12 protein-coding genes are annotated in these 14,520 nt (G+C 59.7%); all 12 read left to right on the top strand.

Annotated elements, in window-relative coordinates; all coding sequences use genetic code 11:
* Positions 1–70 precede the first annotated feature (70 nt).
* Positions 71–2,296: an NADP-dependent isocitrate dehydrogenase gene (locus ACEN8Z_RS12685; RefSeq protein ID WP_495597861.1), complete on the top strand. Its 2,226-nt coding sequence runs from the start codon at positions 71–73 to the stop codon at positions 2,294–2,296.
* Between the two features lie 240 nt (positions 2,297–2,536).
* Positions 2,537–2,983, top strand: coding sequence for an NUDIX hydrolase (locus ACEN8Z_RS12680; RefSeq protein ID WP_495597860.1), 447 nt, complete (start codon positions 2,537–2,539; stop codon positions 2,981–2,983).
* 59 nt (positions 2,984–3,042) lie between these two features.
* Entirely contained in the window at positions 3,043–4,176 is a 1,134-nt protein-coding gene (mnmA, locus tag ACEN8Z_RS12675; protein ID WP_277529954.1) for a tRNA 2-thiouridine(34) synthase MnmA, read from the top strand.
* Complete coding sequence (hflD, locus tag ACEN8Z_RS12670; RefSeq protein WP_104447781.1) at positions 4,173–4,796, top strand: high frequency lysogenization protein HflD; 624 nt, start codon at positions 4,173–4,175, stop codon at positions 4,794–4,796. Before mnmA ends, hflD begins: the two co-directional genes overlap by 4 nt.
* Before the next feature lie 124 nt (positions 4,797–4,920).
* Entirely contained in the window at positions 4,921–6,291 is a 1,371-nt protein-coding gene (gene purB / locus ACEN8Z_RS12665; RefSeq protein ID WP_007981277.1) for an adenylosuccinate lyase, read from the top strand.
* An 86-nt stretch (positions 6,292–6,377) separates the two neighbouring features.
* Positions 6,378–7,547 carry a ribosomal protein uL16 3-hydroxylase gene (locus ACEN8Z_RS12660; protein WP_442099831.1) on the top strand — a complete coding sequence of 390 codons (1,170 nt, stop codon included), beginning with the start codon at positions 6,378–6,380 and terminating at the stop codon, positions 7,545–7,547.
* Positions 7,540–7,965, top strand: a complete 426-nt coding sequence (locus ACEN8Z_RS12655; RefSeq protein ID WP_495597859.1) for a GNAT family N-acetyltransferase — start codon at positions 7,540–7,542, stop codon at positions 7,963–7,965. The genes ACEN8Z_RS12660 and ACEN8Z_RS12655 overlap by 8 nt, the downstream gene beginning before the upstream one ends.
* Before the next feature lie 392 nt (positions 7,966–8,357).
* On the top strand, positions 8,358–9,119 hold the full coding sequence (locus tag ACEN8Z_RS12650; RefSeq protein WP_495597858.1) for a secretin N-terminal domain-containing protein: 762 nt from the start codon (positions 8,358–8,360) through the stop codon (positions 9,117–9,119).
* Positions 9,120–9,595: 476 nt separating this feature from the next.
* A complete protein-coding gene (aceA, locus tag ACEN8Z_RS12645) occupies positions 9,596–10,921 on the top strand; it encodes an isocitrate lyase (RefSeq protein ID WP_007970439.1) in 1,326 nt (441 codons plus the stop codon).
* A gap of 643 nt (positions 10,922–11,564) precedes the next feature.
* Positions 11,565–11,978, top strand: coding sequence for an NADH-quinone oxidoreductase subunit A (locus ACEN8Z_RS12640; RefSeq protein ID WP_003223812.1), 414 nt, complete (start codon positions 11,565–11,567; stop codon positions 11,976–11,978).
* Positions 11,979–11,988: 10 nt separating this feature from the next.
* Positions 11,989–12,663 carry a NuoB/complex I 20 kDa subunit family protein gene (locus tag ACEN8Z_RS12635; RefSeq protein WP_007970441.1) on the top strand — a complete coding sequence of 225 codons (675 nt, stop codon included), beginning with the start codon at positions 11,989–11,991 and terminating at the stop codon, positions 12,661–12,663.
* A 72-nt stretch (positions 12,664–12,735) separates the two neighbouring features.
* Positions 12,736–14,520 (top strand): NADH-quinone oxidoreductase subunit C/D, encoded by a 1,785-nt coding sequence (gene nuoC / locus ACEN8Z_RS12630; protein WP_007981273.1) that lies wholly within the window; start codon positions 12,736–12,738, stop codon positions 14,518–14,520.

Below are 14,520 nucleotides of genomic sequence, written 5' to 3'. Positions count from 1 at the left end.
CGAACGCGCTTACCCGGCGCCCTCGAGTTTCTGCGCACGCTTTAGCAAAGAAGAGAGAGTTAATCCGAATATGCCCACCCGCTCGAAGATCATCTATACCTTCACCGACGAAGCTCCTGCCCTCGCCACCTATTCACTGTTGCCTATCGTAGAGGCGTTCACCGCCTCGGCTGATATCGCCGTTGAAACCCGCGATATCTCTCTTGCAGGGCGCATCCTGGCCAGCTTCCCCGAGCAACTGGGTGACAAAGCCGTAGCCGACCACCTCGCCGAACTGGGCGCCCTGGCCGTTACGCCTGAAGCCAACATCATCAAGCTGCCGAACATCAGCGCCTCGGTTCCACAACTGCAAGCCGCAATCAAAGAACTGCAAGCCCAGGGCTACAACCTGCCGGACTACCCGGAAACCGTGACCTGCGACGCCGACAAAGAAGCCAAGGCGCGCTACGACAAGGTCAAGGGCAGTGCTGTGAACCCGGTTCTGCGCGAAGGCAACTCCGACCGCCGCGCTCCGCTGTCGGTCAAGAACTATGCGCGCAAGCACCCGCACAAAATGGGCGCCTGGGCCAAGGACTCCAAGTCCCACGTCGCGCACATGAGCACCGGCGATTTCTATGGCAGCGAAAAAGCTGCCCTGATCGACGCCGCTGACGCCGTGAAAATCGAACTGATCGCTCAAGACGGCACCGCCACCGTCCTGAAAGAAAAGACCAGCGTACAAGCCGGTGAGATCCTCGATTGCGCGGTCATGAGCAAAAACGCCCTGCGCAGCTTCATCGCCGCAGAAATCGAAGACGCCAAGGCACAAGGCGTACTGCTGTCGGTTCACTTGAAAGCCACCATGATGAAGGTCTCCGACCCGATCATGTTCGGCCAGATCGTTGCCGAGTTCTATAAAGACGCACTGGCCAGGCACGCTGACGTACTGGCACAGATCGGCTTCAACCTGAACAACGGCATCGGCGACCTGTATGCGCGCATCAAGGCCCTGCCTGCCGAACAGCAAGCGGCCATCGAAGCTGACATTCAGGCGGTCTACGCCGCTCGCCCTTCCCTGGCGATGGTCAACTCCGACAAAGGCATCACCAACCTGCACGTGCCGAGCGACGTCATCGTCGACGCTTCGATGCCAGCCATGATCCGTGACTCCGGCAAGATGTGGGGCACCGACGGCCAGCTGCACGACACCAAGGCCGTGATCCCGGATCGCTGCTACGCGACCATCTACCAGGCAGTGATCGAAGACTGCAAGGCCAACGGCGCATTCGATCCGACCACCATGGGCAGCGTGCCAAACGTTGGCCTGATGGCGAAGAAAGCCGAAGAGTACGGCTCCCACGACAAGACCTTCCAGATCAAGGCTGACGGCGTTGTTCGCGTCACCGACAGCAAGGGCAACCTGCTGCTGGAGCAGTCGGTTGAAGCCGGCGACATCTTCCGCATGTGCCAGACCAAAGACGCGCCGATCCAGGACTGGGTCAAACTGGCCGTCAACCGTGCTCGCGCCAGCAGCACCCCGGCGATTTTCTGGCTGGACCCGATGCGCGCCCACGATGGCGTGGTGATCGAGAAAGTTCAGGCTTACCTGAAGGATCACGACACTGCCGGCCTGGACATCCAGATCATGTCGCCAGTCGACGCCATGAAGTACACCCTGCAGCGCACCCGCGAAGGTAAAGACACCATCTCGGTGACCGGCAACGTACTGCGCGACTACCTGACCGACTTGTTCCCGATCATGGAACTGGGCACCAGCGCCAAGATGCTGTCGATCGTTCCGCTGATGAACGGCGGCGGGCTGTTCGAAACCGGCGCCGGCGGTTCGGCACCGAAGCACGTTCAGCAGTTGCTGGAAGAAAACTTCCTGCGCTGGGATTCGCTGGGTGAGTTCCTGGCCCTGGCGGCGTCCCTGGAACACCTGGGCGTAACCTACAACAATCCAAAGGCGCTGGTTCTGGCCAAGACCCTGGATCAGGCCACCGGCCAGTTCCTGGACAACAACAAGTCGCCATCGCGCAAAGTCGGCAACATCGACAACCGCGGCAGCCACTTCTACCTGGCGCTGTACTGGGCTCAAGCCCTGGCTGCCCAGACCGAAGACACTGCACTGCAAGCACAGTTCGCGACCCTGGCCAAGACCCTGACCGAGAACGAGGCAACCATCGTTGCCGAACTCAACGCTGTCCAGGGCAAGCCAGTGGACATCGGCGGTTACTACCACGCCGACGCCGAGCTGATCAGCAAGGCCATGCGCCCGAGCGCAACCTTCAACGCGGCTGTCGCTGCGCTGGTTTAAGGTTGTAAGGATGCAAAGAAGCCCCGGCCTAGTGCCGGGGTTTCTGCTTCTGGCGTGCGCAACCCTTGTAGCAGCTGACGAGCACCGCGAGGCTGCGTTCGGCGGCGCAGCCGTCGTAAAATCAGATTGTGCGGTGTGTCAGGCAGATCGTGCGCTCAGGGTTTACGACTGCTTCGCAGCCGAACGCAGCCTCGCGGTGCTCGGCAGCTGCTACACCCCACTATAAATCGAGGTACTTTCATGGACTGGAAACCCCATATCACCGTCGCCACCATCGTCGAAGACAACGGTCGCTTCCTGATGGTCGAAGAATCGAAACACGGACGAACGGTGCTCAACCAGCCCGCCGGCCATCTCGATCCGAACGAAACCCTGATCGAAGCCGCCATCCGCGAAACCCTCGAGGAAACCGGCTGGGACGTCGAACCGACCGGCGTACTGGGCATTTACCTCTACACCGCCCCGAGCAACGGCGTGACCTACCAGCGGGTCTGCTTCATCGCCAAACCGCTCAAACACCACGCGGATTATCAACTGGACGACGGCATCGTCGGCGCCAAGTGGTTGACCCGCGAAGAATTAATCGAACAACGCGACAACTGGCGCAGCGAGCTGATCATCCGCTGCATCGATGACTATCTGGCAGGCATTCACTTCGGCCTCGAATTGATCCGTCCTTCTCTTTAGCCATGCAGGCTCCAGCCTGTTAGAATCGCGTCCTTTTTCAAGACACTCATTGAATCCCTATGCGTGATCCAGCCCCTTCTGACACACAAAAGAAGCGCGTCATTGTCGGCATGTCCGGCGGCGTGGACTCTTCCGTTTCCGCCCTCCTGCTGATCGAGCAGGGCTATGAGGTGGAAGGCCTGTTCATGAAGAACTGGGAAGAAGACGATGGAACGGAGTACTGCACCGCCATGGATGACCTGGCGGACGCCCAGGCCGTGTGCGACAAGATTGGCATCAAGCTGCACACCGCCAACTTCGCCGCCGAATACTGGGACAACGTGTTCGAGCATTTCCTGGCCGAATACAAGGCCGGACGCACGCCGAACCCGGACATCCTGTGCAACCGCGAAATCAAGTTCAAGGCGTTCCTCGACTACGCCATGATGCTCGGCGCCGACCTGATCGCCACCGGTCACTACGTGCGTCGCCGCGACATCGACGGGCGTACCGAACTGCTCAAGGGCCTGGACCCGAACAAGGACCAGAGCTACTTCCTGCACGCCGTGGGTGGTGAGCAGATCGCCAAGACCCTGTTCCCGGTCGGCGAGCTGGAAAAACCGCAAGTGCGCGCCATTGCCGAGAAATACGAGCTGGCGACCGCGAAGAAAAAGGATTCCACCGGGATCTGCTTTATCGGCGAGCGCCGCTTCAGCGACTTCCTCAAGCAGTACCTGCCAGCGCAGCCGGGTGAGATCAAGACCACCGAAGGCGAAATCATCGGCCGTCACCACGGCCTGATGTATCACACCATCGGCCAGCGCCAGGGCCTGGGCATTGGCGGACTGAAAGATGCCAGCGATGAGCCGTGGTACGTGCTGATCAAGGACCTGGAACACAACGAACTAATCGTCGGCCAGGGTAACGATCACCCGTGGCTGTTCTCCCGCGCCCTGCTCGCCTCCGACATCTACTGGGTCAACCCGATCGACCTGAGCCAGCCACGCAAGCTGACTGCCAAGGTTCGTTATCGCCAGAGCGACCAGCCGTGCACCCTGGAAAAAACCGCCACGGGTTATCGCGCAACCTTCGATGACCCGCAGCGCGCGGTCACTCCGGGTCAGTCCGTGGTGTTCTATGACGGTGAAATCTGCCTCGGTGGTGGCGTGATCGAAATAGCGGAACCATGGACGAGCAAGGGCCAGGCCCTATGAACCCGATTCAGGAGCAACTGACAGCACTGGGCGGCGTGTTTCTCGCCGCGGTGCTGGTGGACAGGATTGCCAAGAGCGGCCAGACCAACGAGGCCGGCCTGACCTGCATGCTCGGCAGCCTGCTGATCCGCGACCCCAAGGACACCCTGGAAGTCTACGGTGGCGACGATATCAACCTGCGCGAAGGCTATCGCGCACTGATCGGCGCCCTGGAGCGCGACCCGAGCGCCCTGCAGCGCGAGCCGCTGCGCTATGCCCTGGCCATGCTCGGTCTTGAGCGCCAACTGGCAAAACGTGGCGACATGCTTGAGGTGATCGGCAAGCGTTTGCCGCAGATTCAGTCCCAGGTCGAACACTTCGGCCCTGCCCACGAAAACGTGATCGCCGCCTGCGGCGCGTTGTATCAGGACACCCTGAGCACCCTGCGCCAGCGCATCCAGGTGCACGGCGACATGCGCAACCTGCAACAACCGAGCAATGCCTCGAAAATTCGTGCCCTGCTGCTGGCCGGCATCCGCTCGGCACGCCTGTGGCGGCAATTGGGCGGTCATCGCTGGCAGCTGGTGATCAGCCGCCGCAAATTGCTGAAAGAGCTTTACCCGTTGATGCGTAACGAATAACCCGCGTCGACAGAACCGAACTTAGCAATACGCGTAATACGCCGGTCAGTTGGCGACGGACCGGCGGATTTTTTCATGTATGATACGCGCCCCATTTCGTTGCCCGACTGTCCGAGAACACCCCATGCAGCTCTCTTCGCTCACTGCGGTTTCCCCTGTTGACGGCCGCTACGCCGGCAAAACCCAGGCCCTGCGCCCAATTTTCAGCGAGTACGGCCTGATCCGTGCCCGCGTCCTGGTTGAAGTGCGCTGGCTCCAGCGCCTGGCCGCTCACCCTGCCATCAGCGAAGTGCCGGCGTTCTCCGCCGAAGCCAACGCTGTGCTCAACACCCTGGCGGAAAACTTCTCTCTGGAGCACGCCGAGCGCGTCAAAGAGATCGAGCGCACCACCAACCACGACGTCAAAGCCATCGAATACCTGCTCAAAGAGCAAGCGGCCAAGCTGCCGGAGCTGGCCAAGGTCAGCGAATTCATCCACTTTGCCTGCACCAGCGAGGACATCAACAACCTGTCCCACGCCCTGATGCTGCGCGAAGGCCGTGATGACGTGATGCTGCCGCTGATGCGCCAGACCGCCAATGCCATCCGCGAACTGGCCATCCGCTTCGCCGACGTGCCGATGCTGTCGCGCACCCACGGTCAACCGGCCTCGCCGACCACCCTGGGCAAAGAGCTGGCGAACGTGGTTTACCGTCTGGAGCGCCAGATCGCTCAAGTCGCTGCCGTTCCGCTGCTGGGCAAGATCAACGGCGCTGTCGGCAACTACAACGCCCACCTGTCGGCCTACCCTGAGATCGACTGGGAAGCCAACGCCCGCGCCTTCATCGAAGACGAACTGGGCCTGGGCTTCAACCCGTACACCACGCAAATCGAGCCGCACGACTACATCGCAGAGCTGTTCGACGCGATCGCGCGCTTCAACACCATCCTGATCGACTTCGACCGCGACATCTGGGGCTACATCTCCCTGGGTTATTTCAAACAGCGCACCATCGCTGGCGAAATCGGCTCGTCGACCATGCCGCACAAGGTCAACCCGATCGACTTCGAAAACTCCGAAGGCAACCTGGGTATCGCCAACGCACTGTTCCAGCACCTGGCGAGCAAGCTGCCGATCTCCCGCTGGCAGCGCGACCTGACCGACTCCACCGTACTGCGCAACCTCGGTGTCGGCTTCGCCCACAGCGTGATCGCCTACGAAGCCAGCCTCAAGGGCATCAGCAAACTGGAGCTCAACGAGCAGAAGATTGCCGCTGACCTGGACGCGTGCTGGGAAGTATTGGCCGAGCCGATCCAGACCGTGATGCGTCGCTACAACATCGAAAACCCGTACGAAAAACTGAAAGAACTGACTCGCGGCAAGGGCATCAGCCCTGAAGCGCTGCAGACTTTCATCGACGGCCTGGACATGCCAGCCGCCGCCAAGGCCGAGCTGAAATTGCTCACCCCGGCGAACTACATCGGTAACGCTGTAGAGCAAGCCAGACGCATCTGATCGACCGCTAGACCCTTTTAAGACGCCCGGCCGCGCCGGGCGTTTTTATTCCCGTCTGAAAAGTGCATTTTTTCAATAGGTTACACATGAATCCTGATATTCCTCTTCAACTTCTGGGCGGCATCACGGCGCGGGAATTCCTGCGCGACTACTGGCAGAAAAAGCCGCTGTTGATCCGTCAGGCGATTCCTGATTTCGAAAGCCCGATCGACGCCGACGAACTGGCCGGCCTGGCGCTGGAAGAAGAAGTCGAATCGCGCCTGATCATCGAGCACGGCGAGCGCCCTTGGGAATTGCGTCGAGGTCCGTTCGCCGAAGACGAATTCAGCAAATTGCCGGAACGCGAATGGACCCTGCTGGTTCAGGCCGTGGATCAGTTCGTCCCGGAAGTCAGCGAACTGCTGGAAAACTTCCGCTTTCTGCCGAGCTGGCGCATCGACGACGTGATGATCAGCTACGCCGCACCGGGTGGCAGCGTTGGTCCGCACTTCGACAACTACGACGTATTCCTGCTGCAAGGCCACGGCAAGCGCAACTGGAAGATCGGCCAGATGTGCAACACCGAAAGCCCGCTGCTGGCCCACGCCGACCTGCGCATCCTCGCCGAATTCGAAGCGACCGACGAATGGGTACTGGAACCGGGCGACATGCTCTACCTGCCGCCACGCCTGGCCCATTGTGGCGTCGCCGTTGATGACTGCATGACCTACTCGGTCGGTTTCCGCGCGCCGAGCGCCGCTGAAGTGCTGACCCACTTCACTGACTTCCTCAGCCAGTTCCTGTCGGACGAAGAACGCTACACCGACGCCGACGCCGTGCCGACAGCCGATCCCCACCAGATCCAGCGCGATGCACTCGACCGCTTGAAAGGCCTGCTGGCCGAGCACATGAGCGACGAGCGCCTGCTGCTGACCTGGTTCGGCCAGTTCATGACCGAGCCACGCTACCCGGAACTGGTAGTGGGCCCGGAGGAGGTCGAAGAAGACGACATCATGAACGAACTGGAGCAAGGCGCGATCCTGATTCGCAACCCGAGCGCACGCCTGGCCTGGTCCGAAGTCGACGACGACCTGCTGCTGTTCGCCAGCGGCCAGAGCCGTTATCTGCCGGGCAAACTGCGCGAGCTGCTGAAGATGATCTGCGCCGCCGATGCACTGCACGCCGACAACCTCGGCGAATGGTTGAGCGACGAAGACGGCCGCGGCCTGTTGTGCGAACTGGTCAAGCAAGGAAGCCTGGGGTTTGCCGATGAATAAGATTCACGTACGTGTCGCAGACTGGCAAAAGGACAACGCCGAGATCCGGCGCATTCGTGAAACGGTGTTTGTCGCCGAGCAGTGCGTTCCACCTGAGCTGGAATGGGATGCCGATGACGCAACGGCTGTGCACTTCCTCGCGTTCGAAGGCGACTTTCCAATTGGCACCGCCCGCCTGCTGCCTGACGGCCACATCGGTCGGGTGTCGGTGCTCAAGGACTGGCGCGGTCTGAAGGTCGGCGATGCGTTGATGCAGGCGGTGATTGGCGAAGCCGAAGCGCGCGGATTGAAGCAGCAGATGCTCAGCGCCCAGGTACAAGCCACGGCGTTCTATGAGCGCCTGGGCTTTCACATGGTCAGTGAGGAGTTCCTGGAAGCCGGGATTCCGCATGTGGACATGGTTCGCCATTCGGCCTGATACCTTGTGGCGAGGGGGCTTGCCCCCGTTTGAGTGCGCAGCACTCACAAAATCATGAAGTCAGTTGAATTTTGGGGCCGCTTCGCAGCCCAACGGGGGCAAGCCCCCTCGCCACAAAAGCTGCATGCAAACACCACAAAGCGCCCCGCCATCTTCGGATGCCGGGGCGTTTTGCTGTCTAGGATTCAACTAGCGCCACTCCAGGCCGACAAACTGGCAATATCAACACCTGCATCTGTAGGAGCGAGCTTGCTCGCGATGGACGTGAACGATGATGCTGGAAGTCTGACACCCCGCAGCGCTCTCAAGACCATCGCGAGCAAGCTCGCTCCTACAAACCCCAGGCCGACAAAGTGGCAATATCAAGCCTTTAGAACGCGGAGATAACGGATATGTCCCTACGCACCCTGCTCAGCACCTTGCTGGTGGCCTGCAGCTTTTCGGCCATGGCAGCCACCGAAATCGTGCCCCTGAACTACCACACCAGCGCCGACCTGTTGCCGGTAGCACAGGACTTCATCGGCAAGGATGGCCAGGTCAGCGCCTATGGCAATCAACTGATCGTCAACGCCGATCAGCGCAAGATCGACGAACTTAAAGCCCTTCTTTCGCAACTCGATACGGCGCCCAAGCGCCTGCTGATCACCGTCGACACCAGCGACAACAACTTCCAGGGCGACCAGGGTTACTCGGTGAACGGCGCCAAGCCCAGCCAGACCCGCATCATCAACTACAGCACCGATAGCCGCGACGGCGGCATCCAGCAAGTCCAGGCCAGCGAAGGCGCACCGGCGTTGATCCAGGTCGGCCAGAGCGTACCGATCACCAGCAGCCAGAACGACTCCTATGGCGGTTACAGCAGCCAGACTGAGTATCGCAATGTCACCCAGGGTTTCTACGTCACGGCAAACGTCACCGGCGACATCGTTCACCTGTCGATCAGTACCAACCGTGACCGCATGAGCCAGGAACGTCCCGATGTAGTGAACGTGCAAAGCACCGACACAACCGTCACCGGTCACCTCGGTGAGTGGATCCTGCTGGCCGGGGTCAATGGCCAGACCCAGGCCGACAAACAGGGCCTTACCCGCAGCTACTCGACCCAGAGCCGCAACGACATGACTTTGCGGGTGAAAGTCGACACCCTGGACTAAAGCACCAAAAGCTGACTGGCGAGTCGTATTAGACCAAAGATGTAGTGCCTGAAAAAAAGCACTACAAAACGTTTGACGAGCCAAAAAAGCGAAGGCATGATGGCCTCGCTCCCGCTAATCAGGGGCCCTGGCAAGGGCCTTCGAGGCGACGTTCGCAACCTACCCCCGCGAACCGCTTCGTGTCTGTACCGCCCACAAGGTGTGTTTGACGAGGTTGTCGACTGGAACGAAGTTGTCCCGAGGGACGGAAGCGTAATTAGGTAACCCGGCAGCACACTGATGTTCGTACCAAGGCCCACGACGCCCGAATGCGCCCGCAGTTCGCCTTTACCTGCTCACTTCCCCTCGAGCCCATCGTTCATCCCGTCGCCCTCCCCGCCGAATCCGACTTGACCGCTTAAGCTTCTGGTCAGCGAGCGCAGGAATTTTCCACCGCAGAACAACTTTTCATAAAGACGCGACGAGGTTTATCTCCCATGGCACTGACACGCGAACAGCAAATTGCAGCCCTCGAAAAAGACTGGGCTGAAAACCCGCGCTGGAAAGGCGTGACACGCACTTACTCCGCTGCTGACGTCGTCCGCCTGCGTGGCTCGGTTCAACCTGAGCACACCTTTGCAAAAATGGGCGCCGAGAAGCTGTGGAACCTGGTCACCCAGGGTGCCAAGCCAGCCTTCCGTCCTGAGAAAGACTTCGTCAACTGCATGGGCGCCCTGACCGGCGGCCAGGCTGTACAACAAGTAAAAGCCGGTATCCAGGCGATCTACCTGTCGGGCTGGCAAGTGGCTGCGGACAACAACTCCGCCGAATCGATGTACCCGGACCAGTCACTGTACCCGGTGGACTCGGTTCCAACCGTGGTCAAGCGCATCAACAACTCGTTCCGTCGTGCTGACCAGATCCAGTGGAAAGCCGGCAAGAACCCGGGCGACGCTGGCTACATCGACTACTTCGCACCAATCGTGGCTGACGCCGAAGCCGGTTTCGGCGGCGTACTGAACGCTTACGAGCTGATGAAGAGCATGATCGAAGCAGGCGCCGCCGGCGTTCACTTCGAAGACCAACTGGCTTCCGTGAAGAAATGCGGCCACATGGGCGGCAAGGTACTGGTTCCTACCCAGGAAGCCGTACAGAAGCTGACCGCTGCCCGTCTGGCAGCCGACGTTGCCGGTACTCCGACCATCATCCTGGCCCGTACCGACGCTAACGCTGCTGACCTGCTGACTTCCGACTGCGACCCGTACGACCAGCCATTCGTGACTGGCGAACGTACCCAGGAAGGCTTCTACAAAGTGCGCGCCGGCCTGGACCAGGCGATCGCCCGCGGCCTGGCTTACGCTCCGTACGCCGACCTGATCTGGTGCGAAACCGCCAAGCCGGATCTGGACGAAGCCCGTCGCTTTGCCGAAGCGATCAAGAAGGAATACCCGGACCAACTGCTGTCTTACAACTGCTCGCCTTCCTTCAACTGGAAGAAAAACCTGGACGACGCGACCATCGCCAAGTTCCAGCGCGAACTGTCCGCCATGGGCTACAAGCACCAGTTCATTACCCTGGCCGGCATTCACAACATGTGGCACAGCATGTTCAACCTGGCGCACGACTACGCCCGCAACGACATGACTGCCTACGTGAAGCTGCAAGAGCAGGAATTCGCTGACGCCGCCAAGGGTTACACCTTCGTGGCTCACCAGCAGGAAGTGGGCACCGGCTACTTCGACGACATGACCACCGTGATCCAGGGTGGCTCGTCTTCGGTGACCGCACTGACCGGTTCGACTGAAGAAGAACAGTTCCACTGATCCGCTTCGACTGAGATATCAGCCGCTGCGGACCCGATAGAAAGCTAACCGCAGCGCTGCACATCTGACGCCCCGACTGGTTCGGGGCGTTTTTTTTGCCTGCGATTCAATGAGCACCCCTCTGTAGGAGCGAGCCTGCTCGCGATGAACCTGAGGACGCCGTGGGGTTTCAGGCCCCCCGGCGTCATCGTTGACCACCATCGCGAGCAGGCTCGCTCCTACAGGGAAAGCGGCGATCTGAAAACATTGATCCAGAGCGCTACGACTGTCAGAAAAATCCGCTAAAACGCACACCGCCGCTACTTGCAGTAACGCCCATATAAGACAACTTCCCGAGTATCCGCAGGACAAGCAGTTTAAAAACCGCGCCAAATAATATTGATTATCATTTATCAGCAACTATGTTCGTTACATTCCCTACAAAACATAATTGACGAAATGCCACCCAATGCCCAAGGCGCAAGGCCTGCAGGGGGTTTTAAGCGTGCTATGTCCTTATTCCTATAAATAATTTCGCTATAGGAATTTTACTTGCCGGGTGTTTAGCCATAAAATCAGCAGGATTGATTGCTGCGACATATCGTCACTGCTTTTGTTTCTTTTCAAGCTCAGAGACCCTTGCTCTCTGTTAAGGATTACCAGCATGCCCGAAGCGACAGGACTCATGGCCCATAACTGGGGCTTTGCCATTTTCCTTCTAGGCGTCGTCGGCCTCTGCGCCTTCATGCTCGGTGTCTCCAGCCTACTCGGGTCAAAAGCCTGGGGCCGCAGCAAAAACGAACCGTTCGAGTCCGGCATGCTACCTACAGGTGGCGCCCGCTTGCGGCTCTCAGCCAAATTCTATCTGGTCGCGATGCTCTTCGTGATCTTCGATATCGAAGCCCTCTTTCTCTTTGCATGGTCTGTGTCCGTCCGCGAAAGCGGCTGGACCGGATTCGTCGAAGCTCTCGTTTTCATAGCAATTCTGTTGGCAGGCCTTGTCTACCTATTCCGAGTGGGCGCCCTTGACTGGGCTCCGGAAGCTCGGCGCAAGCGGCAAGCGAAGCTGAAACAATGAGGCTTTGGCAATGCAATACAATCTCACCAGGATCGACCCCGATGCTCCTAACGAGCAGTATCCGATTGGCCAGCGGGAAACCGTTTCCGATCCGTTAGAAGATCAAGTCCACAAAAACATTTTCATGGGCAAGCTCGAAGACGTGCTTAACGGCACGATCAACTGGGGGCGCAAGAACTCCCTGTGGCCGTATAACTTCGGTCTTTCGTGCTGCTACGTGGAAATGACCACCGCCTTCACGGCGCCCCACGACATCGCGCGCTTTGGCGCCGAGGTTATCCGGGCATCGCCGCGTCAGGCGGATTTCATGGTTATCGCCGGTACCTGCTTCATCAAGATGGCGCCGATCATTCAGCGTCTCTACGAGCAAATGCTCGAACCCAAATGGGTCATCTCCATGGGTTCGTGCGCCAACTCCGGTGGCATGTACGACATCTACTCCGTCGTTCAAGGGGTGGACAAGTTCCTGCCCGTGGACGTCTACGTGCCTGGCTGCCCGCCCCGCCCTGAAGCTTTCCTGCAAGGCTTGATGCTGTTGCAGGAGTCGATTGGCCAGGAGCGTCGCCCACTTTCCTGGGTCGTTGGCGATCAAGGCGTGTATCGCGCCGAGATGCCTTCCGAAAAGGAAAAGCGCCGCGAACAGCGTATTCAGGTAACCAACCTGCGCAGCCCCGACGAAGTCTGATCCAGATCTGCTGTTTCAAAGAAACGAGAAGCTGGCTTCATTCTTTACGTTGACCGAAAGCGATAAATAACCATGACTACAGGCAGTGCTCTGTACATCCCGCCTTACAAGGCAGACGACCAGGATGTGGTCGTCGAACTGAACAACCGTTTTGGCCCGGAGGCGTTCACCGCCCAGCCTACCCGCACCGGCATGCCGGTGCTTTGGGTTGCCCGTGCCAAACTCGTCGAAGTCCTGACCTTCCTGCGTAACCTGCCCAAGCCGTACGTCATGCTCTATGACCTGCACGGCGTGGACGAGCGTCTGCGCACCAAGCGTCAAGGGCTGCCGAACGGCGTCGACTTCTCCGTGTTCTATCACTTGATGTCGATCGAACGTAATAGTGACGTAATGATCAAGGTCGCCTTGTCCGAGAGCGACCTCAGCCTGCCGACCGTCACCAGCATCTGGCCCAACGCCAACTGGTACGAGCGTGAAGTCTGGGACATGTTCGGCATCGACTTCAAAGGCCACCCGCACCTGTCGCGCATCATGATGCCGCCGACCTGGGAAGGTCACCCGCTGCGCAAGGACTTCCCTGCCCGCGCCACCGAGTTCGACCCGTTCACCCTGAACCTGGCCAAGCAACAGCTCGAGGAAGAGTCCGCGCGCTTCAAGCCTGAAGACTGGGGCATGAAGCGTTCCGGCCCGAACGAGGACTACATGTTCCTCAACCTCGGCCCGAACCACCCGTCCGCGCACGGTGCGTTCCGCATCATCCTGCAGCTGGACGGCGAAGAGATCGTTGACTGCGTACCGGACGTCGGTTACCACCACCGTGGTGCCGAGAAGATGGCCGAGCGTCAGTCCTGGCACAGCTTCATCCCGTACACCGACCGTATCGACTACCTCGGCGGCGTGATGAACAACCTGCCGTACGTGCTCTCGGTCGAGAAGCTGGCCGGTATCAAGGTGCCCGAGAAGGTCGACGTCATCCGCATCATGATGGCCGAGTTCTTCCGGATCACCAGCCACCTGCTGTTCCTGGGTACCTACATTCAGGACGTCGGCGCCATGACTCCGGTGTTCTTCACCTTCACCGATCGCCAGCGCGCGTACACGGTGATCGAGGCGATTACCGGTTTCCGCCTGCACCCGGCCTGGTACCGCATCGGTGGTGTCGCCCACGACCTGCCGCGCGGCTGGGAAAAACTGGTCAAGGACTTCGTCGAGTGGATGCCCAAGCGTCTGGACGAATACCAGAAAGCCGCACTGGACAACAGCATCCTGCGTGGCCGGACCATCGGCGTCGCCGACTACAACACCAAAGAGGCCCTGGAATGGGGTGTCACCGGTGCCGGCCTGCGTTCGACCGGTTGCGATTTCGACCTGCGTAAAGCGCGCCCGTACTCGGGCTACGAGAACTTCGAATTCGAAGTGCCGCTGGCCGCCAATGGCGATGCCTACGACCGCTGCATCGTGCGTGTCGAAGAGATGCGCCAGAGCATCAGGATCATCGACCAGTGCCTGCGCAACATGCCGGAAGGCCCGTACAAGGCGGATCACCCGCTGACCACGCCGCCGCCGAAAGAGCGCACCCTGCAGCACATCGAAACCCTGATCACGCACTTCCTGCAAGTTTCGTGGGGCCCGGTCATGCCGGCCAACGAATCCTTCCAGATGATCGAAGCGACCAAGGGCATCAACAGTTATTACCTGACGAGCGATGGCGGCACCATGAGCTACCGCACCCGGATTCGTACCCCAAGCTTCCCGCACCTGCAGCAGATCCCTTCGGTGATCAAAGGCAGCATGGTCGCGGACTTGATTGCGTACCTGGGTAGTATCGATTTCGTTATGGCCGACGTGGACCGCTAA

It is taken from the genome of Pseudomonas sp. Pseusp10 (assembly GCF_059492225.1).
This window is presented reverse-complemented; position numbering and strand designations above follow the sequence as displayed.